This is a genomic window from Citrobacter sp. Cpo148 (assembly GCF_030332375.1).
Lineage (GTDB): Bacteria > Pseudomonadota > Gammaproteobacteria > Enterobacterales > Enterobacteriaceae > Citrobacter > Citrobacter portucalensis.
Map to the genome: position 1 here is coordinate 316,782 of NZ_JAOWHY010000050.1, position 26,229 is coordinate 343,010.

General features: G+C 53.2%; 27 protein-coding genes and 1 pseudogene. 13 read left to right on the forward strand and 15 right to left on the reverse strand.

What is annotated here, in order from left to right:
- Positions 1–3 precede the first annotated feature (3 nt).
- A complete protein-coding gene (coaD, locus tag OGY10_RS22795; protein WP_003024099.1) occupies positions 4–483 on the forward strand; it encodes a pantetheine-phosphate adenylyltransferase in 480 nt (159 codons plus the stop codon).
- Positions 484–521: 38 nt separating this feature from the next.
- Here coaD and mutM read toward each other — a convergent pair whose 3' ends face one another.
- The 4 genes from mutM to radC form a co-directional block, all read right to left on the reverse strand.
- On the reverse strand, positions 522–1,331 hold the full coding sequence (gene mutM / locus OGY10_RS22800) for a bifunctional DNA-formamidopyrimidine glycosylase/DNA-(apurinic or apyrimidinic site) lyase (RefSeq protein WP_048237016.1): 810 nt from the start codon (positions 1,329–1,331) through the stop codon (positions 522–524).
- Between the two features lie 98 nt (positions 1,332–1,429).
- Positions 1,430–1,597 (reverse strand): 50S ribosomal protein L33, encoded by a 168-nt coding sequence (gene rpmG, locus OGY10_RS22805; protein ID WP_003024094.1) that lies wholly within the window; start codon positions 1,595–1,597, stop codon positions 1,430–1,432.
- Positions 1,598–1,617: 20 nt separating this feature from the next.
- On the reverse strand, positions 1,618–1,854 hold the full coding sequence (rpmB, locus tag OGY10_RS22810; RefSeq protein ID WP_003024071.1) for a 50S ribosomal protein L28: 237 nt from the start codon (positions 1,852–1,854) through the stop codon (positions 1,618–1,620).
- A 276-nt stretch (positions 1,855–2,130) separates the two neighbouring features.
- Positions 2,131–2,796: a RadC family protein gene (radC, locus tag OGY10_RS22815; protein WP_032945377.1), complete on the reverse strand. Its 666-nt coding sequence runs from the start codon at positions 2,794–2,796 to the stop codon at positions 2,131–2,133.
- A gap of 171 nt (positions 2,797–2,967) precedes the next feature.
- Here radC and coaBC point away from each other — a divergent pair, with 171 nt between their 5' ends.
- From coaBC to slmA, 3 genes are all read left to right on the forward strand, one after another.
- Positions 2,968–4,188: a bifunctional phosphopantothenoylcysteine decarboxylase/phosphopantothenate--cysteine ligase CoaBC gene (coaBC, locus tag OGY10_RS22820; RefSeq protein ID WP_191227190.1), complete on the forward strand. Its 1,221-nt coding sequence runs from the start codon at positions 2,968–2,970 to the stop codon at positions 4,186–4,188.
- Positions 4,166–4,624 carry a dUTP diphosphatase gene (dut, locus tag OGY10_RS22825; RefSeq protein WP_003827259.1) on the forward strand — a complete coding sequence of 153 codons (459 nt, stop codon included), beginning with the start codon at positions 4,166–4,168 and terminating at the stop codon, positions 4,622–4,624. Before coaBC ends, dut begins: the two co-directional genes overlap by 23 nt.
- Positions 4,625–4,740: 116 nt before the next feature.
- Positions 4,741–5,337 carry a nucleoid occlusion factor SlmA gene (gene slmA / locus OGY10_RS22830; protein ID WP_003827257.1) on the forward strand — a complete coding sequence of 199 codons (597 nt, stop codon included), beginning with the start codon at positions 4,741–4,743 and terminating at the stop codon, positions 5,335–5,337.
- Between the two features lie 66 nt (positions 5,338–5,403).
- Here the strand turns inward: slmA and pyrE are convergent, their stop codons facing one another.
- Together pyrE and rph are read right to left on the reverse strand one after the other, a co-directional pair.
- Positions 5,404–6,045 (reverse strand): orotate phosphoribosyltransferase, encoded by a 642-nt coding sequence (gene pyrE, locus OGY10_RS22835; protein WP_003837602.1) that lies wholly within the window; start codon positions 6,043–6,045, stop codon positions 5,404–5,406.
- A 65-nt stretch (positions 6,046–6,110) separates the two neighbouring features.
- Positions 6,111–6,827 (reverse strand): ribonuclease PH, encoded by a 717-nt coding sequence (rph, locus tag OGY10_RS22840; protein WP_003024054.1) that lies wholly within the window; start codon positions 6,825–6,827, stop codon positions 6,111–6,113.
- 125 nt (positions 6,828–6,952) lie between these two features.
- Here rph and OGY10_RS22845 point away from each other — a divergent pair, with 125 nt between their 5' ends.
- Positions 6,953–7,816 carry a YicC/YloC family endoribonuclease gene (locus OGY10_RS22845; protein ID WP_191226652.1) on the forward strand — a complete coding sequence of 288 codons (864 nt, stop codon included), beginning with the start codon at positions 6,953–6,955 and terminating at the stop codon, positions 7,814–7,816.
- A 102-nt stretch (positions 7,817–7,918) separates the two neighbouring features.
- On the opposite strand, the gene OGY10_RS22850 is transcribed toward OGY10_RS22845, so the two are convergent.
- Both OGY10_RS22850 and OGY10_RS22855 read right to left on the reverse strand, forming a co-directional pair.
- On the reverse strand, positions 7,919–8,359 hold the full coding sequence (locus tag OGY10_RS22850) for a hypothetical protein (RefSeq protein WP_149607897.1): 441 nt from the start codon (positions 8,357–8,359) through the stop codon (positions 7,919–7,921).
- Positions 8,360–8,372: 13 nt separating this feature from the next.
- A pseudogene (locus OGY10_RS22855) lies at positions 8,373–8,624 on the reverse strand (hypothetical protein); the annotation flags it as partial.
- Positions 8,625–9,082: 458 nt separating this feature from the next.
- On the opposite strand from OGY10_RS22855, the gene OGY10_RS22860 reads away from it, so the two are divergent.
- A complete protein-coding gene (locus OGY10_RS22860; RefSeq protein ID WP_003024049.1) occupies positions 9,083–9,700 on the forward strand; it encodes a trimeric intracellular cation channel family protein in 618 nt (205 codons plus the stop codon).
- Here OGY10_RS22860 and ligB read toward each other — a convergent pair.
- Positions 9,697–11,376 carry an NAD-dependent DNA ligase LigB gene (ligB, locus tag OGY10_RS22865; protein ID WP_191226651.1) on the reverse strand — a complete coding sequence of 560 codons (1,680 nt, stop codon included), beginning with the start codon at positions 11,374–11,376 and terminating at the stop codon, positions 9,697–9,699. The genes OGY10_RS22860 and ligB overlap by 4 nt on opposite strands.
- A gap of 261 nt (positions 11,377–11,637) precedes the next feature.
- Between ligB and gmk the strand changes: the two genes are divergently transcribed.
- The 5 genes from gmk to recG are packed head-to-tail and all read left to right on the forward strand — an operon-like array spanning position 11,638 to position 17,505.
- Entirely contained in the window at positions 11,638–12,261 is a 624-nt protein-coding gene (gene gmk / locus OGY10_RS22870; protein ID WP_003024042.1) for a guanylate kinase, read from the forward strand.
- Positions 12,262–12,315: 54 nt separating this feature from the next.
- Entirely contained in the window at positions 12,316–12,591 is a 276-nt protein-coding gene (gene rpoZ, locus OGY10_RS22875; protein ID WP_000135058.1) for a DNA-directed RNA polymerase subunit omega, read from the forward strand.
- An 18-nt stretch (positions 12,592–12,609) separates the two neighbouring features.
- A complete protein-coding gene (spoT, locus tag OGY10_RS22880; protein WP_003024038.1) occupies positions 12,610–14,724 on the forward strand; it encodes a bifunctional GTP diphosphokinase/guanosine-3',5'-bis pyrophosphate 3'-pyrophosphohydrolase in 2,115 nt (704 codons plus the stop codon).
- Between the two features lie 4 nt (positions 14,725–14,728).
- Complete coding sequence (gene trmH / locus OGY10_RS22885) at positions 14,729–15,418, forward strand: tRNA (guanosine(18)-2'-O)-methyltransferase TrmH (RefSeq protein WP_032945382.1); 690 nt, start codon at positions 14,729–14,731, stop codon at positions 15,416–15,418.
- Positions 15,419–15,423: 5 nt separating this feature from the next.
- On the forward strand, positions 15,424–17,505 hold the full coding sequence (recG, locus tag OGY10_RS22890) for an ATP-dependent DNA helicase RecG (protein ID WP_191226650.1): 2,082 nt from the start codon (positions 15,424–15,426) through the stop codon (positions 17,503–17,505).
- Between the two features lie 42 nt (positions 17,506–17,547).
- Here the strand turns inward: recG and gltS are convergent, their stop codons facing one another.
- Positions 17,548–18,753 carry a sodium/glutamate symporter gene (gene gltS, locus OGY10_RS22895; RefSeq protein WP_003024029.1) on the reverse strand — a complete coding sequence of 402 codons (1,206 nt, stop codon included), beginning with the start codon at positions 18,751–18,753 and terminating at the stop codon, positions 17,548–17,550.
- Between the two features lie 225 nt (positions 18,754–18,978).
- Here gltS and xanP point away from each other — a divergent pair, with 225 nt between their 5' ends.
- Entirely contained in the window at positions 18,979–20,370 is a 1,392-nt protein-coding gene (xanP, locus tag OGY10_RS22900) for a xanthine/proton symporter XanP (RefSeq protein ID WP_003024026.1), read from the forward strand.
- 121 nt (positions 20,371–20,491) lie between these two features.
- A complete protein-coding gene (locus OGY10_RS22905) occupies positions 20,492–22,201 on the forward strand; it encodes an AsmA family protein (RefSeq protein WP_286577449.1) in 1,710 nt (569 codons plus the stop codon).
- A 42-nt stretch (positions 22,202–22,243) separates the two neighbouring features.
- On the opposite strand, the gene OGY10_RS22910 is transcribed toward OGY10_RS22905, so the two are convergent.
- From OGY10_RS22910 to OGY10_RS22930, 5 genes are all read right to left on the reverse strand, one after another.
- Positions 22,244–22,921, reverse strand: coding sequence for a D-lyxose/D-mannose family sugar isomerase (locus OGY10_RS22910; RefSeq protein ID WP_060682971.1), 678 nt, complete (start codon positions 22,919–22,921; stop codon positions 22,244–22,246).
- Positions 22,922–22,970: 49 nt separating this feature from the next.
- Complete coding sequence (locus OGY10_RS22915) at positions 22,971–23,831, reverse strand: ketose-bisphosphate aldolase (RefSeq protein ID WP_003827236.1); 861 nt, start codon at positions 23,829–23,831, stop codon at positions 22,971–22,973.
- A gap of 80 nt (positions 23,832–23,911) precedes the next feature.
- Positions 23,912–24,763: a class II fructose-bisphosphate aldolase gene (locus OGY10_RS22920; RefSeq protein WP_032945395.1), complete on the reverse strand. Its 852-nt coding sequence runs from the start codon at positions 24,761–24,763 to the stop codon at positions 23,912–23,914.
- Positions 24,764–24,774: 11 nt separating this feature from the next.
- Positions 24,775–25,866 (reverse strand): PTS fructose transporter subunit IIC, encoded by a 1,092-nt coding sequence (locus tag OGY10_RS22925; protein ID WP_003827232.1) that lies wholly within the window; start codon positions 25,864–25,866, stop codon positions 24,775–24,777.
- Positions 25,867–25,892: 26 nt separating this feature from the next.
- On the reverse strand, positions 25,893–26,213 hold the full coding sequence (locus OGY10_RS22930; protein ID WP_003844521.1) for a PTS fructose transporter subunit IIB: 321 nt from the start codon (positions 26,211–26,213) through the stop codon (positions 25,893–25,895).
- Between the last annotated feature and the right edge of the window lie 16 nt (positions 26,214–26,229).

Genomic DNA, 26,229 nt, shown 5'->3' on the forward strand with positions numbered 1-26,229 from the left:
GTCATGCAAAAACGGGCGATTTATCCAGGAACCTTTGATCCTATTACTAACGGCCACCTCGATATCGTGACGCGTGCGACAAGCATGTTTGATCACGTGATTCTGGCAATAGCCGCAAGTCCCAGTAAAAAGCCGATGTTTACTCTGGAAGAGCGTGTTGAGCTGGCACAACAGGCAACGGCGCATCTTGGCAATGTGGAAGTGCTGGGATTCAGCGATCTGATGGCAAACTTTGCCCGTGATAATCAGGCGAACATTCTGATCCGTGGCCTGCGCGCGGTAGCCGATTTTGAGTATGAAATGCAGCTGGCCCATATGAACCGCCACCTCATGCCACAGCTGGAAAGCGTTTTTCTGATGCCATCTAAAGAGTGGTCATTTATCTCATCGTCACTGGTGAAAGAAGTTGCCCGCCACCAGGGTGACGTGACGCACTTTTTGCCGGAAAACGTCCATCAGGCATTAATGAGTAAACTGAAGTAATGCACCAGGCCGGATGCAGCATCCGGCCTGCAATGACACTATTTCTGACAGCGACGGCAATAGAACGTTGTACGCTGGGCGTGTTTTGTCGCAACAATCGGTGCGCCGCATGCACGACACGGTTCACCTTCTCTCCCATAGACCTGCAGCTCCTGGGCAAAATAGCCAGGCTTACCGTCACTTTGCAGAAAGTCCTTCAGCGTCGTCCCACCCTGCTCGATAGAACGCAGCAACACCGCCTTGATAACGCGTACCAGCAATTCACACTCATCTTTCGACAGCGATGACGCAAGACGGTCAGGATGAATCCCAGCCGCAAATAGCGACTCGCTGGCGTAGATATTACCCACACCCACCACCAGCTTGTTATCCATCAGCCAGGGTTTAATCGCCGTTTTCTTCTTCGAACATTTCTGCTGTAGATAATTGGCGTTGAAATCGTCGCTCAGCGGCTCAGGGCCAAGATGAGCGAGGACATTATGTCCATCCAGTTCTTTAGTCCACAGCCAGGCGCCAAAGCGGCGGGGATCGGTATAACGCAGAACTTTGCCGTTGCTCATCACTAAGTCAACGTGGTCGTGCTTGTCTGCCGGAAGCTCTTCAGGAAGGATACGCAAGCTACCCGACATCCCCAGATGAATGATTATCCAGCCATCCGCCAGTTCTAGCAGCAGGTATTTCGCGCGCCGCTGTACGCTGAGGACAGGTTGATCACTCAGACGATAGATTTCCTCAGATACTGGCCAACGCAAACGACCGTTACGCACCGTCGCGTGCATAATCGTTGCCCCCACCAGATGCGGCTCAATACCACGGCGACTGGTTTCGACTTCAGGTAATTCAGGCATAGTATCTCCGGCGGTATGTCAGGTCTCATTAATATGGGGACGGCCAGAAAACAAAAAACCCCGCCGAGGCAGGGTTTTTCTTTACATCAAAACGAAAATTATTTGATTTTCGCTTCTTTGTATAAAACGTGCTGACGAACAACTGGATCGAACTTTTTCAGTTCCAGTTTTTCCGGCTTAGTACGTTTGTTCTTCGTAGTGGTATAGAAGTGACCAGTACCAGCAGAAGAAACCAGCTTGATTTTCTCACGAATACCTTTAGCCATGATTTATTTCCTCTTAGTACTTAGTACTTTTCGCCACGGGCACGCAGTTCAGACAGAACTGTTTCGATGCCTTTCTTATCAATAACACGCATACCTTTAGCAGATACACGCAGGGTGACAAAACGCTTCTCGCTCTCAACCCAAAAACGGTGAGAGTGCAGGTTAGGCAGGAAACGGCGTTTAGTCGCGTTCAGTGCGTGGGAACGGTTGTTACCGGTCACCGGACGCTTGCCAGTAACTTGGCAGACTCGGGACATGTCTATTCTCCAAAAATCAAATTAGCTCGAGCTTCGTATGGGGTATTGGCGCCTCGTCAGGCTTCTCAGCCCGGTTATCGCAGTTCAATACACTTAATCTTTCAATGTTGCCTCGTCATTGGACGCAACAAGAATGATTTTGCGTATTTGCGAACTCTCGATTGCCAGGCCCAAATGCCAAACCCGAGATTCTCAAAGGTGGCGTAGTATACGCTGAGTCAGCGATGTGCTCAAGTCCCGAACAGACAAAGATCCCGATGGATCGCGTAAAGTGCGTTAAATCCAACCGCGTTCCGCAAAAGAAACGTACTCTCCGCGCCCAATGACCAGATGATCAAGCACCCGGATATCCATGAACTGACAGCATTTCACAACACGCTCGGTGATGAGTTTATCTGCTTTACTCGGCTCTGCACACCCCGAAGGGTGATTATGCGCAAGGATCACCGCAGAAGCATTCATTTTTATCGCTTCACGGACAATTTCTCTCGGATGCACCTCGACATGGCTAAGCGTACCGGAAAAAAGTTTGCTGTGTTTAATCACGCGATGTTGAGAATCCATAAAGATCACCAGAAAGATCTCGCGTTCCTCTTGCGAAAGCTGACTTTGCAGAAATTCACGCGCCATTTCCGGACTAAGTAGAGCACGCTCCTCTATCACTCGCACGTTGTAGTAGCGTCTTGCCAGCTCCGCAATCCCCTTCAACTGCGCGTACTTCGCGATACCGATTCCCTGAACATAGCTAAAATCCATGTAATCAGCAGACAACAGGCCATACAGCGACTCAAAATGCTGAAGCATCTCTTTCGCCAGCGTAAGCACATCTTTACCCTGCATGCCGGTACGTAAAAAAAGAGCCAAAAGCTCAACATCGGTCAGAGAACTGGCCCCCTGCGCCAATAGCTTTTCCCGGGGCATCATACTTCCTGTATTTTCCATGCTTCTCCCTCCTCTCGCGTCCGCATAGTGGCATAACACCGACGGTGATTCGACGCGTTGTTTTCACTTCTTCGTAGCGCCTCGCAAAGTGGAGCACGGTCAAAAGCACGACAAATTGCGGATTGTGATAAAATATCCGCCTTCTGGTGAAACCCAACAGGAAAGATCATGATGAGCCTGGCCGGTAAAAAAATCGTACTTGGCGTCAGTGGCGGTATTGCTGCGTACAAGACCCCTGAGTTGGTGCGTCGTTTACGGGAACGCGGCGCTGACGTCCGCGTGGCGATGACCGAAGCGGCAAAAGCATTTATTACTCCCCTGAGTTTACAGGCGGTTTCAGGTTATCCCGTTTCCGACAGCCTGCTTGACCCCGCAGCCGAAGCCGCGATGGGCCACATTGAGCTGGGAAAATGGGCCGATTTGGTCATCCTGGCACCCGCTACAGCAGACCTGATTGCTCGTGTCGCCGCAGGTATGGCCAACGACCTGGTTTCAACGATTTGTCTGGCAACGCCTGCTCCTGTTGCTGTACTGCCAGCCATGAACCAGCAGATGTACCGCGCTGCCGCGACCCAGCACAATCTGGGTATTCTTGCCTCACGCGGTTTGCTCATTTGGGGTCCTGACAGCGGTAGTCAGGCATGTGGTGATATCGGCCCTGGACGTATGCTGGATCCGTTAACGATTGTGGATATGGCGGCAGAACATTTTTCACCTGTCAACGATCTGCAACATCTCAACATCATGATTACGGCGGGTCCGACGCGTGAACCGCTTGATCCCGTGCGTTATATTTCCAACCACAGTTCCGGGAAGATGGGGTTTGCGATCGCGGCCGCTGCCGCAAAGCGCGGGGCAAACGTCACACTGGTATCGGGTCCGGTTTCGTTATCCACACCACCATTTGTTCAACGGGTTGATGTGATGACCGCGCTGGAAATGGAAGCCGCTGTGCAGTCTACGGTGCAACAACAGCATATTTTTATCGGCTGCGCTGCAGTCGCTGATTATCGCGCTGAAACTGTCGCCCACGAAAAAATAAAAAAACAAGCGACACAGGGTGATGAATTAACAGTAAAAATGGTCAAAAATCCGGACATTATCGCCGGTGTTGCCGCACTGGATGCTAACCGTCCTTTTGTCGTTGGGTTTGCCGCCGAAACAAATAATGTGGAAGAATATGCCCGGCAAAAACGCATCCGCAAAAACCTTGATATGATCTGTGCGAACGACGTTTCGCTGTCAACTCAAGGATTTAACAGCGATAGCAACGCATTACACCTTTTTTGGCAGGATGGAGACAAAGTCTTACCGCTTGAGCGTAAAGAACTCCTGGGCCAATTATTACTCGACGAGATCGTGACCCGTTATGATGAAAAAAATCGACGTTAAGATTCTGGACCCGCGCGTAGGGCAACAATTTCCGCTCCCGACGTACGCCACTTCTGGTTCTGCCGGACTTGACCTGCGTGCTTGTCTTGATGACGCCGTAGAGCTGGCGCCGGGCGCAACAACGCTGGTGCCAACCGGGTTAGCTATCCACATTGCCGATCCTTCTCTGGCAGCGGTAATGCTCCCTCGCTCCGGGCTGGGCCATAAGCACGGTATCGTGCTGGGCAATCTGGTTGGTTTGATTGATTCCGACTACCAGGGCCAACTGATGGTGTCCGTCTGGAACCGTGGTCAGGACAGCTTCACTATTGAGCCGGGCGAACGTATCGCGCAGATGGTATTTGTACCGGTCGTGCAGGCTGAATTTAATCTGGTGGAAGAGTTTGAAGCCACCGATCGTGGCGAAGGTGGCTTCGGCCATTCCGGGCGCAAGTAACCCGCAGAAAAGCATCCCATAGCGTAATAACGCAATAACACACCGCAAACAACAGTTTGCGGTCGCTGTGTGGATGCCTGCCTGGCAAGAGCTTATTTTCAGGGGTATTTTGTAACATGGTAGAAAAGCAAACTGCGAAAAGGAATCGTCGCGAAGAAATACTTCAGTCTCTGGCACTGATGCTTGAGTCCAGCGATGGTAGCCAACGCATCACCACAGCAAAGCTGGCAGCCTCAGTTGGCGTATCCGAAGCGGCATTGTATCGCCATTTCCCCAGCAAGACCCGTATGTTCGATAGCCTGATTGAGTTTATCGAAGATAGTCTGATTACGCGTATCAATCTGATTTTGAAAGATGAAAAAGACACCAACGCGCGTCTGCGTCTGATCGTTCTGCTGATTTTAGGGTTTGGTGAGCGTAATCCTGGCCTGACACGAATTCTGACCGGACACGCGTTGATGTTCGAGCAAGACCGTCTGCAAGGTCGCATTAACCAACTTTTTGAGCGCATTGAAGCGCAGTTGCGCCAGGTTCTGCGAGAAAAAAGAATGCGTGAAGGTGAAGGCTACACCGTGGATGAAACGCTGCTGGCCAGCCAGTTACTGGCTTTCTGCGAAGGTATGCTGTCCCGGTTTGTACGTAGCGAATTTAAATACCGCCCAACGGATGATTTTGACACCCGCTGGCCGTTGGTTGCCGCTCAATTGCAGTAGCGATTTCGTCTTGTCCGGCCTACGGGGTTACGTAGGCCGGATAAGCGCAGCGCCATCCGGCAGTTCTTAAACTCCGTACGCTTCGCGATAGGCCCGTACTGCCACCAGATGCTCCGCCATCTCTGGTTTCTCTTCCAGATACGCAATCAGATCTTTCAGGGTAATGATAGAAATCACCTTGCAGCCATAATCGCGTTCCACTTCCTGAATCGCGGAAATCTCGCCGCGACCGCGTTCCTGACGATCGAGAGAAATCAGTACCCCCGCCAGAGTGGCGCCATTCGCCTGGATAATCTCCATCGACTCACGAATCGCCGTACCTGCGGTGATAACATCATCCACCAGCATTACGCGTCCCTCTAGTGCGCTACCGACCAGATTTCCGCCTTCACCGTGGGTCTTCGCTTCTTTACGGTTAAAGCAGTACGGCAAATCTTTATCGTGGTGTTCCGCCAGCGCAACGGCCGTTGTGGTCGCAATCGGAATACCTTTGTAGGCAGGGCCAAACAGCAAATCGAACTCAATACCGGAATCCACCAGCGCTTCGGCATAAAAACGGCCTAACAGTGCCAGGTCGCGCCCGGTATTAAACAGCCCGGCGTTGAAGAAATAGGGGCTTTTGCGCCCGGATTTCAGCGTAAATTCGCCAAACTTTAGTACCTGCTTGCTAAGCGCAAACTCAATAAACTGGCGCTGATACGGTTTCATGGATTCGCTCCTCATCTCACTTTATTACAGACAAAAAAAAGGCGACTCATCAGTCGCCTTTAAAATCAATTTTCTAACGCCGCCTTCTGCGTCGCTACAATGGATTCGATTCCCCCTCGGGCCAATGCCAGTAGGGTGAGAAGTTCTTCATGGCTGAACGGTTCGCCTTCCGCCGTACCCTGAACCTCTATAATGCGACCGTCCTCAGTCATCACTACGTTCATGTCGGTTTCAGCAGCAGAGTCTTCAACATACTCAAGGTCACAGAGTGCTTCACCGTTCACAATGCCCACGGAAACCGCGGCGACCATCCCTTTCATCGGGTTAGTTTTCAGCTTACCGCTCGCCACCAGCTTGTTCAGCGCATCAGCCAACGCAACGCATGCGCCGGTAATTGATGCGGTGCGCGTACCGCCATCGGCCTGAATAACATCGCAATCCAGCGTAATTGTGAATTCGCCGAGCGTTTTCAGATCAACAGCTGCGCGCAGCGCGCGGGCGATCAGACGCTGGATTTCCATGGTACGACCGCCCTGCTTACCTTTTGCCGCTTCACGGGCGTTACGGGTGTGCGTAGCGCGTGGCAGCATGCCATATTCTGCGGTGATCCAGCCCTGGCCCTGACCTTTCAGAAAACGCGGTACGCCTTCATCAATAGAGGCGGTACACAGCACTTTGGTATCACCAAATTCGACCAGCACGGAGCCTTCAGCGTGTTTTGTATAATTACGGGTCAGGGTGACGGGACGCACCTGATTGGCACTACGACCTGCTGGACGCATGATAAAATCTCCGGCTTGAAACGAATGTGGCTGCGCATTATACGGACTTCCGACTGTTATTCCTATCCTGACAAGACGTGGATGGCTATAATCCTCCCATCTCATCTTTAAAAACAGGAACGTCTATGATCCGCAGCATGACCGCCTACGCCCGGCGTGAAATCAAGGGTGAATGGGGTAGCGCCACCTGGGAAATGCGCTCGGTAAACCAGCGTTATCTGGAAACTTATTTTCGCCTGCCGGAGCAGTTCCGTAGTCTCGAACCCGTTGTTCGCGAACGTATTCGCACGCGTCTGACGCGCGGTAAAGTCGAATGTACGCTGCGTTTTGAGCCTGATGCCAGCGCGCAAGGCGAGCTGATTCTGAATGAAAAACTCGCTAAACAGCTCGTTAGCGCTGCTAACTGGGTCAAAATGCAGAGCGATGAAGGTGAAATCAACCCAGTTGATATCCTGCGCTGGCCTGGCGTAATGGCTGCCCAGGAGCAAGATCTGGACGCCATTGCCGCCGAAATCCTCGCCGCGCTTGACGGTACGCTGGATGACTTCATCGTTGCGCGTGAAACCGAAGGTCAGGCGCTGAAAGCGCTGATCGAGCAGCGTCTGGAAGGCGTCAGTGCTGAAGTCACAAAAGTGCGTGCACATATGCCAGAAATCCTGCTATGGCAGCGCGAGCGTCTGGTAGCCAAACTGGAAGACGCCCAGGTGCAACTGGAAAATAACCGCCTTGAGCAAGAGCTGGTGCTGATGGCGCAACGTATCGATGTGGCGGAAGAATTAGATCGCCTGGAAGCCCACGTCAAAGAAACCTACAACATTCTGAAGAAAAAAGAGGCGGTTGGCCGTCGTCTGGACTTCATGATGCAGGAATTCAACCGTGAGTCGAACACTCTGGCATCGAAGTCTATCAATGCCGAAGTGACGAATTCCGCGATTGAACTGAAGGTACTGATCGAGCAAATGCGCGAGCAGATTCAGAATATCGAGTAATTTTGCGTACCATACCTATGCTATCGTAAAGCACAGGATAGCCTGCTAAATGCGGGCTATCCCTACCGCCAATAAGTGCTGATTGATATAAAATTGGAGTAATTATTTATCTGGCATATATTTGTCGTTATAAAGACTCTTCAGAATATCAACCCGAACAGCGTTGCTGCTGTTCATATTCACAACTGTCAGTACTTCATCAGATCCCCTGAGGCGCCAGCATTCTGCCTCTATATCGCATTTTTCCTGTTTTTCATAGCCCGCCATTGAGAGATATTCACTAATTTTCCACGTATCCTTGGTATTATAGAACGTCACACTCCATACATCAGCCTTAGGGCCAGAAATGTTCGTATAATTAAAGTCATACACTTGGGATATTCTCGGCATTTTTTTTAAAACTTGGGGAGTGTAATAATCATATTTGGCTTTATCAAACTCTGAATATTGTGCGTTACCTGCAAGTCTCATTTTAATATTAGGCCAGAAATAAGAGCTGCATATAGCTATTACCATCAGCACTATTATGACTGCCTGTTTCATATGTTTCCCTTTTTTACCAGTTAACGACCGTTCCATCTCTGGAAACTATTTTAACGTTACCAGAACTGAAGTCGCTGTAAGGTATCACTGTTCTCATTAATGAGGGTAAAACACCTTTTACAGGAAGAGCTAAAGCTGATTTCATCGGATCGGGAAATAAAATCGGTTGGAATGAGGTGTTTTTAAAAGAGCCGATTGGACCATAATAATCCCAACGTCTGAGGGCTTCCTCTTTGCTGACGGGCTGCAATAGCGGGAATGGGTTACTATCTTACGCTCATGTCTATCACTCCGACTCACTTAATGCTGAAAATTTTGCTGTAAATGCGCCTACACGCATAGAGGCGATAGCTGGGGGAACCATTTTTCAGAATAGAAGCCGCTGCATATCAGAGTTTACTCAGGATGACGTCCCTAATGGCTTCTGGAGTGTCAACTTGTCCTATGGTCGGGGGATAGTTTGATGAAATATCATACGTGGCTCGCCAGTAAACGGCGGCGCTACGCGTTTTTTCCGATGAGCATGTTTATAACCTCCCACTACGCATTATATTTTCTCATCATTTATCAGCGTCATTAATATCGTGATATCGCATATCATATGGCATTTTCGCCAAACCATCATTAGCTGTAGTTATTAAAATCACTTCACCTTAGAAAATCTCAATCGTGACAAGGCGCACAAATCGTTAACCTTAGCCCCCAGCAAATCAGGGGGAATGCATGCTGTTACACGTTTTATATTTAATTGGTATTACTGCCGAAGCCATGACCGGTGCGCTTGCTGCTGGGCGTCGTCGTATGGATACATTTGGCGTCATCATCATTGCCACCGCGACGGCCATTGGCGGCGGATCGGTACGCGATATTCTTCTCGGCCACTATCCTCTTGGCTGGGTAAAGCACCCTGAATACGTCATTATCGTGGCGACCGCTGCGGTACTCACCACCATTATTGCTCCCGTCATGCCCTATCTGCGCAAAATATTCCTCGTACTGGATGCGCTGGGCTTGGTGGTCTTTTCTATTATCGGTGCTCAGGTGGCACTGGATATGGGTCATGGACCGATTATCGCCGTGGTCGCTGCGGTCACGACCGGCGTCTTCGGTGGCGTATTACGCGACATGTTCTGCAAACGCATCCCGTTAGTGTTCCAGAAAGAGCTGTATGCTGGCGTATCATTCGCCGCTGCTGTGTTGTACATCGTGCTACAGCATTATGTCTCCAGTCATGATGTAGTGGTTATCTCTACCCTGCTCTTCGGTTTTACCGCCCGATTACTGGCACTGCGCCTGAAGTTAGGTCTGCCAGTATTTTACTATCGCCACGAAGGCCATTAACGCATAAAGCCCGCGATCCGCTGAGCAGCTAACCAGTTGCTCAGCGCTGTGACCTCTCGATCCTCCAGCCATTGAATAACCTGCCGTGCCCGCCGTTCCCCCATGAAAGGAAGCTGCCGCCAGCTTTGTTCATCGCGTTCTTTTAATTGCTGCCATGAACCATCCCGGCTGGCATTTAGCGTTGCCTGTGTTAACGGTATTCCCATGGCAATCACCCAGCGCGTGAACGGGAGATCGCGCGACAGGTTGAACTGATGCCACAGCTTCTCCCCTTTGATTACACCAAGTGCGGACTCTAACTGTTCCTGAGTTAACCCAAGCCAGGAAAAGATATGTTCAAAGCGATACGCCTGGTTGAGCTCTCGCCATCCCGCCTCGCCGATCCCCTCCAGCCCCAGCACCTCTTTGCCGCCCAGCCAGACCAGTCTGGCAACAAACTGTTCCTGGCACTCCGCTGTAGCATAAAAACAGGTTAATGAATTGAAGCGCCCCTCGGGGGGCATTGGCTTAGTACGCTGAGTGCTGCGCCAGACCACCTCGTCTATACGGGGTATCCCTTGTCCGGCCAGGCTCACCAGAATCTGATCGCCAGGCGCGATATCCCATTCATTCCAGCGTCGGACGGAGCCAATATTGACGCGCTGTACGCGTTTATCATCCAGCATGACGGGAGTCAGCAATGCAACCACCGCAATTTTCCCGCTTTTACCAACGGAGAACTGAATACCAGTAACCTCAGATACCCTCGTCACGGGAGGATATTTCCACGCCGCCAGCCAGTCACCCTGCCCGGGTAGCCAATACTTTGCCCGTGGCTCTTTTGCCGTTCGTACCACGACACCATCTGTCACAAAAGGTAATGCTGAACTCCACCACCTGGCGCGCAACTTTTCGACTTCATCCGCATTCTTCACGGCCTGAGTATAACGTTGCGTGTAACTGAACCCGGCAGCCGTGAGCTGCTCCAGTCTTTCAGGCATGACCGCCGGACCATCAGGCCAGGCCCAGATAAAAATTGCCAGCGAGCGTAACATTTCCGGATTGCCCTGGCGCATCATTAATCCAGCAACCTTCGAGCGGGCGTTCATTCCCCCTCTCTGCTTCTGAATATGCCCCTCTTGCTGCAAAAATATCTCACCCTGCAACGTACTGTTAGCGAGTTTCCCCTTGGTGGAATGTGGTACGGAAGGGATCTGCAGAACCTTTTGCGTCCAGTCTTCGCCTTTCAGGCCATTACCACGGCTAATCGCCCGTACCAGATTGCCATTGCGATAGACTAACGTCACCGCCACGCCATCCACCTTCGGTTGAACCCAGAGATCGCTGCGAGCGAGCATCCATTGCTGTAGCGCTTGCTTATCAGCAAGTTTTCGAACGCCCGTGTGGGGAACTGGATGCGAGACGGTGCCACTTATTGGGGGCACAGACAGATCTGGTGGGACTTCATCGCCAAAACAGCGCTGCCATTGAATTAGTTGCGCATTGAGCTGGTCATAAACGCCGTCGTCTACGGCACTTTCCCCTTGTTTCCAGTAACTGTCATTCCACTGTGTAATCTGCTGCTGTAGTCGTGAAATTTCCTCGTTTGCCCTGGCAGGCGACCAGACGGGGCATACCGCCCACGCAGGTAAATGCCACACCAGTAAAACCAGCCCTATGCATTTCCATAATCCCATGCTATCTCCGCTGAACGATACGTTTCCCGGCAGGTATAGCGCGAAGTGAAATAGAAACAGAGCGGCAAAAATTCATCCTGCGAACAGCTTTCCGGACATTTGCATGTATTGCTGCAAATCACCGATAAAACAGGAAACTGGTACGCAAAACGCAATAAACATGCGCAAAAAGTGTGACAAGGGCTACGTCACATAGCGGCTACGTGTATAATAAGCCCGTATGTAGGCTCTCTTTCGACAATCACATACATTAAGATACTCATGGCTCAAGGCACGCTTTATATTGTTTCTGCCCCCAGTGGCGCGGGTAAATCCAGCCTGATTCAGGCTTTATTAAAGACCCAACCGTTGTATGACACCCAGGTTTCTGTTTCGCACACCACGCGCGCACCGCGCCCGGGGGAAGTGCACGGTGAACACTATTTCTTTGTGAACCATGATGAATTCAGAACCATGATTGGCAGAGACGCGTTCCTGGAACACGCGGAGGTTTTCGGTAATTACTACGGCACCTCGCGTGAAACCATTGAGCAAGTATTAGCATCCGGCGTAGACGTCTTTTTAGATATCGACTGGCAAGGTGCGCAGCAAATTCGTGAAAAAATGCCGCATGCGCGCAGTATTTTTATTTTGCCACCGTCTAAGATTGAGCTGGACCGCCGCCTGCGTGGCCGCGGTCAGGATAGCGAAGACGTGATCGCGAAACGTATGGCGCAAGCTGTTGCAGAAATGAGCCATTACGCCGAATATGATTATCTTATTGTGAATGATGATTTCGACACCGCCCTGGGCGATTTGAAAACCATCATTCGCGCCGAACGTCTGCGCATGAGCCGCCAAAAGCAGCGTCATGACGCTTTAATCAGCAAACTGTTGGCAGACTGAACCCACATTCAGTATCATGCCCAGTCATTTCTTCACCTGTGGAGCATTTTAAGTATGGCACGCGTAACTGTTCAGGACGCTGTAGAGAAAATTGGTAACCGTTTTGACCTGGTACTGGTCGCCGCGCGTCGCGCTCGTCAGATGCAGGTAGGCGGAAAGGATCCGCTCGTACCGGAAGAAAACGATAAAACTACCGTTATCGCGCTGCGCGAAATCGAAGAAGGTCTGATCAACAACCAGATCCTCGACGTGCGTGAGCGCCAGGAACAGCAAGAGCAGGAAGCCGCTGAATTACAAGCCGTTACCGCTATTGCTGAAGGTCGTCGTTAATCACAAAGCGGGTCACCCTTGTATCTGTTTGAAAGCCTGAATCAACTGATTCAAAACTACCTGCCGGAAGACCAGATTAAGCGTCTTCGGCAGGCGTATCTCGTTGCACGTGACGCTCACGAGGGCCAGACACGTTCAAGCGGTGAACCTTATATCACGCACCCGGTAGCGGTAGCCTGCATTCTGGCCGAGATGAAACTCGACTACGAAACGCTGATGGCTGCGCTGCTGCATGACGTGATTGAAGATACCCCAGCCACCTATCAGGACATGGAACAGCTTTTTGGTAAAAGCGTTGCAGAGCTGGTAGAAGGGGTATCGAAACTTGATAAGCTTAAGTTTCGCGATAAGAAAGAGGCGCAAGCTGAAAACTTTCGCAAGATGATTATGGCGATGGTGCAGGATATCCGCGTCATTCTCATCAAACTTGCCGACCGCACCCACAACATGCGCACGCTGGGCTCATTACGCCCGGACAAACGTCGCCGCATCGCCCGTGAAACCCTCGAAATCTATAGTCCGCTGGCACACCGTTTAGGTATTCATCACATTAAAACCGAGCTGGAAGAGCTGGGTTTTGAAGCGCTGTACCCAAACCGCTATCGCGTGATTAAAGAAGTGGTTAAAGCCGCTCGCGGCAACCGCAAAGAGATGATCCAAAAAATCCTCTCGGAAATCGAAGGGCGTTTGCAGGAGGCAGGTATTCCGTGTCGCGTAAGCGGGCGTGAGAAGCACCTGTACTCTATTTACTGCAAAATGGTGCTCAAAGAGCAGCGTTTTCACTCCATCATGGATATCTACGCATTTCGCGTCATCGTTCATGATTCCGATACCTGCTATCGCGTACTCGGCCAGATGCACAGCCTGTACAAACCACGCCCTGGTCGCGTGAAAGACTATATCGCCATTCCGAAAGCGAACGGATATCAGTCTTTGCACACCTCAATGATCGGCCCTCATGGCGTCCCGGTTGAAGTACAGATTCGTACTGAAGACATGGACCAGATGGCAGAGATGGGTGTCGCAGCGCACTGGGCTTACAAAGAGCACGGCGGCGAAAGCAGCACCACTGCGCAAATCCGCGCTCAGCGCTGGATGCAAAGCTTGCTGGAACTGCAGCAGAGCGCCGGTAGCTCGTTTGAATTTATTGAAAGCGTCAAATCTGATCTCTTCCCGGATGAGATTTATGTTTTCACACCGGAAGGGCGAATTGTCGAACTGCCCGCCGGTGCAACGCCTGTCGACTTCGCCTACGCCGTGCATACCGATATCGGTCACGCCTGCGTCGGCGCGCGCGTCGACAGACAGCCTTACCCGCTTTCACAACCGCTCTTTAGCGGCCAGACCGTTGAGATTATCACCGCGCCGGGCGCACGTCCGAACGCAGCGTGGCTAAACTTCGTCGTCAGTTCGAAAGCGCGCGCCAAGATTCGCCAACTGTTGAAAAACCTCAAGCGCGATGATTCCGTCAGTCTGGGTCGTCGACTGCTCAACCATGCCCTGGGCGGTAGCCGTAAACTGGCTGAGATCCCGCCAGAGAGCATCCAGCGTGAGCTTGAGCGTATGAAGCTCGCCACGCTTGACGATCTGCTCGCAGAAATCGGTCTGGGTAACGCCATGAGCGTGGTGGTAGCGAAAAACCTCCAGCAGGGCGAAGCAACAGCGAACGTACCAGCACAATCTGGCCATGGTCATCTGCCGATCAAAGGCGCTGACGGCGTGCTGATCACCTTCGCGAAATGCTGTCGTCCAATTCCAGGCGATCCAATCATTGCCCACGTCAGTCCGGGTAAAGGTCTGGTGATCCACCATGAGTCCTGCCGTAATATTCGTGGCTACCAGAAAGAGCCAGAGAAGTTTATGGCGGTGGAATGGGATAAAGAGACAGAGCAGGAATTCATCACCGAGATTAAGGTGGATATGTTTAACCACCAGGGTGCTCTGGCGAACCTGACGGCGGCAATCAACACGACCACCTCCAATATTCAAAGTTTGAATACGGAAGAGAAAGATGGCCGCGTTTATAGCGCCTTTATTCGCCTGACCGCTCGTGATCGCGTGCACCTGGCGAATATCATGCGCAAAATCCGCGTCATGCCGGACGTGATAAAAGTCACCCGTAACCGAAACTAGTCTTATGAATGAACAGCGCTATGCACGTATCCGCGAGATGCTCGCACGTCGTCAGCCCGATCTGACCGTCTGCATGGAGCAGGTTCACAAACCTCATAACGTTTCTGCGATTATTCGTACTGCAGATGCGGTCGGCGTGCATGAAGTCCACGCCGTCTGGCCGGGTAGCCGTATGCGCACCATGGCCTCTTCTGCCGCAGGCAGCAACAGTTGGGTGCAGGTGAAAACTCACCTTACCATTGGCGATGCGGTCACACATTTAAAAAGCCGGGGCATGCAGGTCCTGGCAACCCATCTGTCAGATAAAGCCGTGGATTTTCGCGAGATTGATTACACGCGCCCCACCTGCATCCTGATGGGCCAGGAGAAAACCGGCATCACTCAGGAAGCGTTGGATCTGGCTGATCAGGACATCATCATTCCCATGACTGGCATGGTGCAGTCACTGAACGTTTCTGTCGCCTCCGCGCTGATTCTGTACGAAGCACAGCGCCAGCGGCAAAACGCGGGGATGTACCGACGAGAAAACAGCATGCTGCCACAAGAAGAGCAGCAGCGCTTACTGTTTGAAGGCGGTTATCCGGTGCTGGCGAATGTCGCTAAGCGCAAAGGTCTTCCCTACCCTCACGTAAACACGCAGGGCGAAATTGAAGCCGATGCAACGTGGTGGGCCACTATGCAATCTGCGAGATAAACGCGATGAAAGGCCGTTTACTGGATGCCATCCCACTCAACTCTCTGACCGGCGTTGGCGCAGCGCAAAGCAGTAAACTGGCGAAAATTGGCCTGCACACCGTGCAGGACCTCCTGCTCCACCTCCCTCTGCGTTACGAAGACCGTACCCATCTGTACCCAATTGGCGAACTGCTGCCGGGTGTCTATGCCACCGTTGAAGGCGAAGTGCTGAACTGCAATATTACCTTCGGCGGCCGCCGGATGATGACCTGTCAAATCAGCGATGGCTCGGGGATTCTCACCATGCGCTTTTTCAACTTCAGCGCAGCGATGAAAAACAGCCTCGCTACCGGGCGTAGGGTACTGGCCTACGGCGAAGCCAAACGCGGGAAATACGGCGCAGAGATGATTCACCCGGAATACCGCGTACAAGGCGATCTCAGCACGCCAGAATTGCAGGAAACACTCACACCAGTGTATCCAACCACCGAAGGTGTGAAGCAGGCCACGCTGCGCAAGCTGACCGATCAGGCACTGGATCTGCTCGATACCTGCGCCATTGCCGAACTGCTGCCGCCAGAGCTGTTACAGGGCATGATGAGCCTACCCGAAGCACTGCGCACATTGCACCGCCCCCCACCGTCGCTGCAACTCAGCGATCTGGAAACCGGACAACATCCGGCGCAGCGACGTCTGATTCTCGAAGAACTGCTGGCGCATAATCTCAGCATGCTGGCACTACGCGCCGGGGCACAGCGTTTTCACGCCCAGCCGTTAAGTGCTAACAACGCGCTAAAAGATAAGCTGCTGGCAGCATTGCCGTTCAAACCTACTGGCGCACAGGCCCGTGTTACCGCTGAGATTGAACGCGATATGGCACTGGATGTGCCGATGATGCGCCTGGTACAGGGTGATGTCGGCTCCGGTAAAACGCTGGTTGCCGCGCTGGCCGCGCTGCGGGCTATCGCACATGGTAAGCAGGTTGCGCTAATGGCTCCTACCGAACTATTGGCTGAACAACATGCAAATAACTTCCGCAACTGGTTCGCGCCACTGGGCGTTGAAGTGGGCTGGCTGGCGGGCAAGCAGAAAGGTAAAGCGCGTCTGGCGCAACAGGAAGCTATCGCCAGCGGTCAGGTGCAGATGATTGTCGGCACGCACGCGATTTTCCAGGAACAGGTGCAGTTCAGCGGGCTGGCGCTGGTTATCATCGACGAACAGCACCGCTTCGGCGTTCATCAGCGCCTGGCGCTGTGGGAAAAAGGTCAGCAGCAGGGTTTCCATCCACACCAGCTAATCATGACCGCCACGCCGATTCCACGTACCCTGGCGATGACGGCCTATGCTGACCTCGACACGTCGGTCATTGACGAACTCCCTCCGGGGCGTACGCCGGTCACTACAGTCGCCATTCCGGATACCCGCCGCAGCGATATCATTGATCGCGTGCGCAACGCCTGTACCCACGAAGGACGTCAAGCATACTGGGTCTGTACGCTGATTGAAGAGTCTGACTTGTTGGAAGCTCAGGCGGCAGAAGCGACGTGGGAAGAGCTTAAACTGGCGCTGCCAGAACTCAATATTGGCCTGGTACATGGGCGCATGAAGCCCGCCGAGAAGCAGTCAGTAATGGCGGCCTTTAAGCAGGGTGAACTGCATCTGCTGGTTGCCACCACGGTGATTGAAGTGGGCGTGGACGTGCCAAACGCCAGCCTGATGATTATTGAAAACCCGGAACGCTTAGGTCTGGCCCAGTTGCACCAGTTGCGTGGTCGCGTAGGCCGTGGCGCGGTGGCTTCCCACTGCGTTCTGCTCTACAAATCACCGCTGTCTAAAACCGCGCAGAAACGCCTGCAGGTTCTGCGAGACAGCAACGACGGGTTCGTAATTGCGCAAAAAGATTTAGAGATTCGCGGCCCCGGCGAGCTGTTAGGTACTCGCCAGACCGGAACGGCAGAATTCAAGGTCGCAGATTTACTGCGCGATCAGGCGATTATCCCGGAAGTTCAGCGCATTGCCCGCCATATTCACGAACGTTATCCGCAACAGGCCGTGGCACTGATAGAGCGCTGGATGCCGGAAACCGAACGCTACTCCAACGCGTAGTTAATTCATAGCGGCGGCGGACGTTACCCCACCGCACAGCCGTTATTGCGCGAAAATCGGTAACAGCAGATACAGCTTAATCACCAACGCGTTGACGATATCGATAAAGAACGCCCCCACCATCGGCACCACCAGAAACGCCATATGGGATGGTCCAAAACGTTCGGTAATCGCCTGCATGTTGGCAATCGCCGTCGGCGTCGCGCCGAGGCCAAAACCGCAGTGTCCGGCAGCCAGCACGGCGGCATCGTAGTTCTTACCCATCATGCGCCAGGTGACGAATATCGCGTACAGCGCCATGAAAATAGTCTGCACAACCAGGATTGCCAGCATCGGCAAGGCCAGTGAAGCCAGTTCCCACAACTTCAGGCTCATCAGCGCCATCGCCAGAAACAGCGACAGACTAACGTTACCCAGTACAGAAACCGCACGTTCGAACACCCGATAAAAGCCCAGTAGCGCCAGACCGTTACTGAGGATCACCCCAACAAACAGGACGCAGACGAAGGTCGGCAATTCCAGCACTGTTCCAACCAGCATTTGCGCAACGATTTTACCCACCGTCAGACAGATAGCGATCAGAGCAATGGTTTCAATCAGCACCAGCGAGGTGATCATGCGCCCAACGTCCGGCTTTTCAAATGCGGTCGGCACGGCCTGATCGTCCGGCATACCGTCTGGCGTGGTGGAGTGTTTGACCAGATAGCGTGCCACCGGGCCGCCAATCAGCCCACCCAACACCAGACCAAACGTTGCGCAAGCCATCGCCACTTCAGTCGCATTGGTGAAGCCATAACGTTCAATAAACAGCTTGCTCCACGCGGCCCCGGTTCCGTGTCCACCAGAGAGGGTGATCGAGCCAGCGATCAGACCCATCAGCGGGTCCAGACCCAGCAGGGTCGCCATACCAATACCGATGGCGTTTTGCATCAGCAACAAGCCAACAACCACTATCAGAAAGATACCCACCACGCGGCCACCAGCACGCAGACTGGCGATATTGGCGTTCAGACCGATAGTGGCGAAAAAGGCCAGCATCAGCGGATCGCGCAGGGTCATATCGAAGTTCACTTCCCAACCCATGCTTTTTTTCAGCACCAGCAGCGCAATCGCCACCAGCAATCCGCCTGCAACGGGTTCGGGAATGGTGTATTTTTTCAAGAAGGAGACAGACTGAACGAGCTTACGTCCCAGCAGCAACACAAGGGTTGCCGCAACCAGCGTTGATAACGTATCGAGATAAAACATTTACAGCTCCATTAGTGCGTTTAGCACAATCACGCACGATGCATTCCAGACCGATTTTTAGCTCTTATTGAGTTTTCGGAGTGGATTTTAAGCAGAAAATGATGAAAAGTTATATAAAAATGTTTGTTTATCCGTTTTAAATATTAAGAATACCTGCTAGCAAACGTTTGCTTTTCTGCCCTGGTCAGATAAAATCACCGCTTTTCCACCATGGGATTGCCTCTGATGTCCGTTAACGCCGTAGAGTCAACAAATGCGCAACCGGTTGCGCAGACTCACAACAGTGAACTGATTTACCGTCTTGAAGATCGCCCCCCGTTAGCCCAGACCCTGTTTGCCGCCTGCCAGCATCTGCTGGCCATGTTCGTCGCGGTGATCACCCCTGCCCTGTTAATTTGCCAGGCGCTTGGTTTACCGGCTCAGGATACTCAACACATTATCAGTATGTCGCTGTTCGCCTCCGGCGTGGCTTCTATCATTCAGATCAAAGCCTGGGGGCCGGTCGGCTCAGGGCTGCTATCCATTCAGGGCACCAGCTTTAACTTTGTTGCGCCACTGATTATGGGCGGTACGGCGCTAAAAACCGGTGGCGCAGATGTCCCAACCATGATGGCGGCGCTGTTCGGTACGCTGATGCTGGCAAGCTGCACCGAGATGGTTATCTCGCGTGTCCTGCACCTGGCGCGTCGTATTATTACTCCGCTGGTCTCAGGGGTGGTAGTGATGATTATCGGCCTGTCGTTGATTCAGGTGGGTCTGACATCGATTGGCGGTGGCTATGCCGCAATGAGCGACAACACCTTTGGTGCGCCGAAGAATTTACTGTTGGCAGGCGTGGTGCTGGCGCTAATCATCCTGCTTAACCGTCAACGCAACCCGTACCTGCGCGTTGCGTCATTGGTGATTGCGATGGCGGCAGGCTATCTGCTGGCCTGGTTTATGGACATGCTGCCGCAAAATACCGCACCGGTAAGTCAGGACCTGCTGATGGTGCCAACGCCGCTGTATTATGGCTTGGGCATCGACTGGAGTTTACTACTGCCGCTGATGCTGGTCTTTATGATCACGTCACTGGAAACCATCGGCGATATTACGGCCACCTCTGATGTCTCCGAGCAGCCGGTTTCTGGTCCGCTGTATATGAAGCGCCTGAAAGGCGGCGTGCTGGCGAACGGTCTGAACTCGTTTGTTTCCGCCGTGTTCAACACCTTCCCGAACTCCTGTTTTGGCCAGAACAATGGGGTTATTCAGTTAACAGGCGTTGCCAGCCGCTACGTTGGTTTTGTGGTGGCGCTGATGTTGATCGCGCTGGGCCTGTTCCCGGCAGTCAGCGGTTTTGTACAGCATATTCCTGAGCCGGTACTGGGCGGCGCAACGCTGGTGATGTTCGGTACTATCGCAGCATCCGGTGTGCGTATCGTGTCCCGCGAGCCGTTGAACCGCCGCGCGATTCTGATTATCGCGCTGTCGCTGGCCGTTGGTCTGGGTGTTTCCCAGCAGCCGCTGATTCTCCAGTTCGCCCCGGATTGGGTGAAAAACCTGCTCTCTTCCGGTATCGCCGCTGGCGGTATTACCGCAATCGTTCTGAATCTGGTATTCCCGCCAGAAAAGCAATAAGCAAAATGCGGCGTTGGTTCTGAATCAACGCCGCTGTAACGCTCTTTCACCATTCCCGCCTTGAGCATTGCGCCTAAATCGTGCATAACTTGACTATGTGCACTTCGCGGGATGGAAGACCATGAAATTTATTGGAAAGCTGCTTCTTTACGTGCTGATCGCCCTTGCAGTGGCGATTCTCGGCCTTTATTTTCTACTGCAAACCCGCTGGGGGGCAGAGCACGTCAGCGCCTGGGTTTCGGAGAACAGCAGCTACCATCTGGCGTTTGATGCCATCGATCACCGGTTTTCCTCCCCTTCCCATATTCTGCTGGAAAACGTCACCTTTGGCCGGGATGGTCAGCCCGCAACGCTGGTCGCTAAAACGGTCGATATTGGGCTGAGTAGCCGCCAAATCACCGACCCGCTGCACGTAGACACCATTTTGTTGCAAAACGGCACACTGAATCTTTCCCAGCAAACCGCGCCGCTACCGTTCCAGGCCGATCGCCTGCAATTGCAGGATATGGCGCTTAACAGCCCCGGCAGCGAGTGGAATCTCAGCGCCCAGCGCGTTAACGGCGGCGTCATTCCCTGGAGCCCTGAGGCAGGTAAAATTCTCGGGAGCAAAGCGCAAATTCAGCTCAGCGCCAGTTCGTTGACGCTCAACGATGTTCCAACTACCAACGTCTTGATTGAAGGCAGCATCGACCATGACCGGGTGACGCTAAGCAATATTGGCGCTGACGTGGCGCGTGGGGCATTAACCGGCGTAGCGCAACGCAATGCCGACGGGAGCTGGGTTGTGGAGAATCTGCGCCTGAACGATATCCGGCTGCAAAGCGACAAATCGCTGGCCGACTTTTTTGCCCCGTTAAGCACTATTCCTTCCCTGCAAATTGGTCGTCTGGAAGTGACGGATGCCCGTCTGCAAGGCCCCGACTGGGCGGTGACGGATCTCGATCTGAGCTTGCGCAACATGACCTTCAGTAAGGACGACTGGCAAACTCAGGAAGGCAAACTGTCGATGAATGCCAGCGAGTTTATTTACGGCTCTCTGCACTTCTTCGATCCGATTCTGAACGCCGAGTTCTCACCGCAGGGCATTGCGCTGCGCCAGTTCACCACCCGCTGGGAAGGCGGTATGGTCAGAACATCCGGAAACTGGATGCGCAGCAACAAAGCGCTGGTCCTTGACGATGCCGCTATTGCTGGTCTGGAATACACGCTGCCGGAAAACTGGAAGCAGCTGTGGATGAAACCCCTGCCAGCGTGGCTAAACAGCCTGACGCTGAAGAAATTCAGCGCCAGCCGCAATCTGGTGATAGATATCGACCCCAATTTCCCGTGGCAGCTCACCGCGCTGGACGGCTACGGCGCTAACCTCGGGCTGGTACAGAACAATCAGTGGGGGATCTGGAGCGGGAGCGCCACCCTCAACGCTGCCGCAGCCACCTTTAACCGTACGGATGTGCGTCGTCCTTCTCTGGCGCTAACGGCAAACAGCAGAACCATCAATATCAGCGAACTGAGCGCCTATACGGAAAAAGGACTGCTGGAGGCCACTGCCAGCATTTCGCAGCTACCTCAGCGCCAGACGCAGGTCAGCCTGAACGGGCGCGGCGTGCCAATGACGATCCTGCAGCAGTGGGGCTGGCCCGCACTGCCGCTTTCCGGCGATGGCAACATCCAGCTTACCGCCAGCGGCAATATTCAGGCCGATGCGCCTCTCAAGCCAACGGTCAACGGTCAGTTGCATGCGGTGAACGTGGAGAAACAGCAGGTAACGCAAACCATGCAGGCGGGCGTGGTTTCGGGGAGTGAAGTCACTGCACCACCACCTGCACAATGATTTATTGCCCGGTGGCGCTTCGCTTACCGGGCCTACTCACGCTCATAAGCGAATATATTCACTGCACAGCAGCCATTTCACCGGCTCGTCTTCTTCAATCACCGGGAAGCGACCGCCAGGTTCCAGAAAGTGGTTGTCATGCTGGTCGTCATTGACCATCGAGATTTCCCAGCCCAGCACAAACGCCTTCTCCGCCCAAAAGCGATGATACAAGCGCGGCGGCAGACACACTCCTTGTCCCGGTTTCAATACCAGCGTCTCGCCAGCGTTAATTGTACGCCGCTGACCATCCACGCTAACCTCAACAACGCGTCGGGCATCATACTCATCATCAGGCGTGGCCCACGCCAGCTGCATACATAAATCACCGCCGCCGCGATTAACGATATCTTCCATTTTATGGCGATGAAAATGCCATGGCGTTTGCTGATCCTGCTGAATTTGCAGCATCTTTTCGGCATACGGTTTGGGGTAATCCGCTGACCCCATCAGACCATTGCGCAACGTTAGTAACGTCAGACCTGTTTGCGCAAAATCTCCGTGTCCGAAGTCGGTAATATCCCAGCCCAACTGGAGATCGCGCACTTCACGCCACAGAGTTTGATCCTGTTGCCGCCAGGCATCGACCGTAAAATACGCAAAATCAGGCAGACAGACCCGAAAAGTCTCAGCGATGGCATGCGCTTTATCGACGGCATAATTAATGTGTGAACGCTTCATTCCACTTTTCCTTGTTGCGAAAGAGGCGGGTCGCCCCGCCTGCATGCCGTTAGTAAAGTGATGCTTTGCCGGTTGAACCGAACAGTTTCATTTTGTGGCGGATCACGTCCCGCGCGGCGCTAATGGCTTCCGGGTAGATTACGTTCGGGTCCCACCAGGTTTCTTTCGCCAGGATTTCGCGGACTTTCTGGAAGTAGGCGTATTTCATATCGCTGGAAATGTTGATTTTGCCAACGCCCAGCGTCACGGATTCGGCAATTTCCGCATCCGGGTTCGCGGAACCACCGTGCAGCACCAGCGGAATATCCACACGTCCAGCGATATCGCGCAGGATGTTCATTTGCAGCTCTGGCTGCATCCCTTTCGGGTAGATCCCGTGCGCGGTTCCAATCGCCACCGCCAGCGTGTCTGCACCCGTTCGGGCGATAAAATCCTCTGCCTGAGCAGGATCGGTATAAGTAACCTTCGACACGCCGCCTTCCACTGACGTCCCGGTCTGGCCAATCGTTCCCAACTCCCCTTCCACCGAAACACCTACCGCATGCGCCAATTTGACCACTTCGCGGGTCAGCGCCACGTTCTCTTCATATGGCAGCAGCGAGCCATCAATCATCACCGAGGTAAACCCACACTGAATCGCCCGCAGGACATGCTCAACCGAAGCGCCGTGGTCCAGATGCAGAGTAAAGGGAACCGGGCTACGCATGGTGATATCACGGACGTAGCTAAAAAACGCATCGCCGACAAAATCATGTTCGCTGGGGTGAATGGAGATAATCGCCGGGGTATTGGTCGCCTCCGCTTCTTCCACTACTGCGCGTACAAAGCAGCTGTCCGCCACGTTGAATGCGCCGATGGCAAAACCGTGCTGACGGGTAGGTTGCAGTAATTCTTTCATCGAAACTAACATGTTAATTCTCCAGTTTCAGGGTGTAGAAAGCCCTGCCAGTGCGTCATCGCAGAGGCATAGAAGGCGTTACAGAAAATGAATCAGGCTTTGCCGATAGCGCCGCTGGCCTGCAGGTACGGAATAATGGCTTCCTCGCAGGCCTGTTCCATCAGGGCCAGGGCATCAACGAGTTCACCGGATGTGTCGCGACATAGGGTATGCAGTAGCGCAGCCTTTCCGGCTTCGAAAACCGCCGCACCAACGTTTATCTTGGCGACACCAAACGTCGGGCAGCGCTGTAGCTGGTCAAACGGCGTCCCGCTGCCGCCATGCAGCGCCAGCGGCACCGTTGATAACCGGGCTATTTCCTCCAGCCGCTGGAAATCAATAGCAGGTGTGATGCCCGGCGCGTACATGCCGTGTGCCGTACCCACCGACACCGCCAGCAAATCGATCCCGGTCTGTTGGATAAAGGGTTCCACGTCGGCGGCCTGGGTCATCAAATCAGCGTTAGCGGCGTGGTCATAGCACGGAGCATCGGCCAGATGACCCAGCTCGCCTTCCACGCACAGAGAAACGCTGGCTGCAAGCTCAACCACCGCCCGGGTCTGGCGAATGTTCTCCTCCAGCGCAAAGGCGGAGGCGTCGATCATTAAGCCGCTGAATCCGGCGCGAAAAGCCTGGCGAATGCGTACAGGATCCTTTCCATGATCCAGCGCCAGCGCGACCGGTACCGAGGCTTCCTCTGCCAGCGTTTTGACCACCGCTGCCGCTATCGGGGCCGGAAAATGCTCCAGATGCCCCTGATACAAATTCAGGATGATGGGCGCACGGTGTTTCTCCGCCACTCGCACCGCTGCGCGGGCGCTTTCCAGGTTCATACAGTTGATGGCCAGCAGCGCGTACTGTTCGCGCCAGGCTTTGGTCACCATGCTTTTCATATCGGCAAACATATGGCCTCCGGTTATTCCAGGGTGAAGGTGATTTCTTCGTCTTTCAGCTTTTGATCGCTGAGTTCGTCAAACTCTTCATCACGCTCGGTTACCGGTTTCTTCCACAGCGACAGCATGACGCCACAAATCACCGTACCGATCCCCAGCGCCAGGCAAAACAGCAGCGGATGCGTAAAGAGCGGAACCACAAACATGCCGCCGTGCGGTACCGGGCTTTCGACACCCCACACCATAATCAGGCCACCCGCAATCGCCGAGGCCACCACGCAGGAGCCCACCACGCGCAGCAGGTCGCGCGCCGCAATCGGAATAACCCCTTCGGTAATCATGCAGATCCCCATCGGGAATGCAGCCTTCAGCGCCTCACGTTCCGCACGGGTGTACTTGTGACGCGTCAGCAGGAAAGAGAGCGTAATGCCAAATGGAGGGATCATCGAACCAACAAACTTCACCGCTTCCGGACCGTACACGCCGCTGACCAGCATGCCGTCAGCAAACAGCGACATGGTTTTATTCACCGGCCCACCGAAGTCGAATGTCGCCATCGCACCGAGGATAGCGCCCATCAGAAAGCGGGATCCGCCCTGCATGGACTCCAGCAGATGAATCAACGCGTCCTGCAGCCAGGCAATCGGCTTGCCAATCAGCGTCATCATCAACAGGCCGCCGATAACGGTACTCAGTACCGGCAGCACCATGATGGGCATCAACCCCTGCATCGACTGCGGCAAACGGATATAGCGCTTGAGCAGCAGGACGGTATAACCGACCAGAAATCCGCCCAGCATCCCACCGATAAAACCGGTATGAATTTCTCCGCAGACGAAGCCGACAATCAGACCCGGCGCGAATCCCGGACGGTCAGCAATGGAGTACGCAATCGCCGCACTAATCAGCGGTACGATTAACCCCATCCCCCAGCCGCCAATCTGGTTGAGCATCCAGGGAATAGTTCCTGTTTTTTCACCGACGTTAGTGCCGCCAAGTATTTGCCCGAGAGCAATACAGATCCCGGCGGCGACAATTAACGGGATCATCCACGAAATTCCCGTTAATAAATGTTTTTTTATTTCCTGAGATAGCGGAATTTTATTTTCACTCATGTGAAACCCCTCCAGAATGAGGAACGCTACTGGTTATTATTAACTAATGATTTTTCAACCTTTTCAAGAAACTGAATGGGCGATTTTATGACGATTTCAGTTTTTACTCGCACAATGCGTTTGTTTGAAAATCTCTCCTCCCCTTTTATTTTTACATCGACAGCAAGAATCACGACATCAGCCGCAGAAATATCTTCTGTCAGCAGTTCGTTTTCTGTGCCAATGGTGCCCTGGGTTTCAACTCTTATATTATGACCAAGCGCTTTGGCACCTTTAATTAACTTCTCACGGGCAATATAGGTGTGCGCAATACCCGCCGTACAGGCGGCAACACAAACAATATTCATAACATGCTCCACATTT

What these genes read in the sequence shown, in the direction of transcription:
- coaD (WP_003024099.1), top strand. Translation starts at nt 4, where the DNA reads ATGCAAAAACGGGCGATTTATCCAGGAACCTTTGATCCTATTACTAAC.
- mutM (WP_048237016.1), bottom strand. Translation starts at nt 1,331, where the DNA reads ATGCCTGAATTACCTGAAGTCGAAACCAGTCGCCGTGGTATTGAGCCG.
- rpmG (WP_003024094.1), bottom strand. Translation starts at nt 1,597, where the DNA reads ATGGCTAAAGGTATTCGTGAGAAAATCAAGCTGGTTTCTTCTGCTGGT.
- rpmB (WP_003024071.1), bottom strand. Translation starts at nt 1,854, where the DNA reads ATGTCCCGAGTCTGCCAAGTTACTGGCAAGCGTCCGGTGACCGGTAAC.
- radC (WP_032945377.1), bottom strand. Translation starts at nt 2,796, where the DNA reads ATGGAAAATACAGGAAGTATGATGCCCCGGGAAAAGCTATTGGCGCAG.
- coaBC (WP_191227190.1), top strand. Translation starts at nt 2,968, where the DNA reads ATGAGCCTGGCCGGTAAAAAAATCGTACTTGGCGTCAGTGGCGGTATT.
- dut (WP_003827259.1), top strand. Translation starts at nt 4,166, where the DNA reads ATGATGAAAAAAATCGACGTTAAGATTCTGGACCCGCGCGTAGGGCAA.
- slmA (WP_003827257.1), top strand. Translation starts at nt 4,741, where the DNA reads ATGGTAGAAAAGCAAACTGCGAAAAGGAATCGTCGCGAAGAAATACTT.
- pyrE (WP_003837602.1), bottom strand. Translation starts at nt 6,045, where the DNA reads ATGAAACCGTATCAGCGCCAGTTTATTGAGTTTGCGCTTAGCAAGCAG.
- rph (WP_003024054.1), bottom strand. Translation starts at nt 6,827, where the DNA reads ATGCGTCCAGCAGGTCGTAGTGCCAATCAGGTGCGTCCCGTCACCCTG.
- OGY10_RS22845 (WP_191226652.1), top strand. Translation starts at nt 6,953, where the DNA reads ATGATCCGCAGCATGACCGCCTACGCCCGGCGTGAAATCAAGGGTGAA.
- OGY10_RS22850 (WP_149607897.1), bottom strand. Translation starts at nt 8,359, where the DNA reads ATGAAACAGGCAGTCATAATAGTGCTGATGGTAATAGCTATATGCAGC.
- OGY10_RS22860 (WP_003024049.1), top strand. Translation starts at nt 9,083, where the DNA reads ATGCTGTTACACGTTTTATATTTAATTGGTATTACTGCCGAAGCCATG.
- ligB (WP_191226651.1), bottom strand. Translation starts at nt 11,376, where the DNA reads ATGGGATTATGGAAATGCATAGGGCTGGTTTTACTGGTGTGGCATTTA.
- gmk (WP_003024042.1), top strand. Translation starts at nt 11,638, where the DNA reads ATGGCTCAAGGCACGCTTTATATTGTTTCTGCCCCCAGTGGCGCGGGT.
- rpoZ (WP_000135058.1), top strand. Translation starts at nt 12,316, where the DNA reads ATGGCACGCGTAACTGTTCAGGACGCTGTAGAGAAAATTGGTAACCGT.
- trmH (WP_032945382.1), top strand. Translation starts at nt 14,729, where the DNA reads ATGAATGAACAGCGCTATGCACGTATCCGCGAGATGCTCGCACGTCGT.
- recG (WP_191226650.1), top strand. Translation starts at nt 15,424, where the DNA reads ATGAAAGGCCGTTTACTGGATGCCATCCCACTCAACTCTCTGACCGGC.
- gltS (WP_003024029.1), bottom strand. Translation starts at nt 18,753, where the DNA reads ATGTTTTATCTCGATACGTTATCAACGCTGGTTGCGGCAACCCTTGTG.
- xanP (WP_003024026.1), top strand. Translation starts at nt 18,979, where the DNA reads ATGTCCGTTAACGCCGTAGAGTCAACAAATGCGCAACCGGTTGCGCAG.
- OGY10_RS22905 (WP_286577449.1), top strand. Translation starts at nt 20,492, where the DNA reads ATGAAATTTATTGGAAAGCTGCTTCTTTACGTGCTGATCGCCCTTGCA.
- OGY10_RS22910 (WP_060682971.1), bottom strand. Translation starts at nt 22,921, where the DNA reads ATGAAGCGTTCACACATTAATTATGCCGTCGATAAAGCGCATGCCATC.
- OGY10_RS22915 (WP_003827236.1), bottom strand. Translation starts at nt 23,831, where the DNA reads ATGTTAGTTTCGATGAAAGAATTACTGCAACCTACCCGTCAGCACGGT.
- OGY10_RS22920 (WP_032945395.1), bottom strand. Translation starts at nt 24,763, where the DNA reads ATGTTTGCCGATATGAAAAGCATGGTGACCAAAGCCTGGCGCGAACAG.
- OGY10_RS22925 (WP_003827232.1), bottom strand. Translation starts at nt 25,866, where the DNA reads ATGAGTGAAAATAAAATTCCGCTATCTCAGGAAATAAAAAAACATTTA.
- OGY10_RS22930 (WP_003844521.1), bottom strand. Translation starts at nt 26,213, where the DNA reads ATGAATATTGTTTGTGTTGCCGCCTGTACGGCGGGTATTGCGCACACC.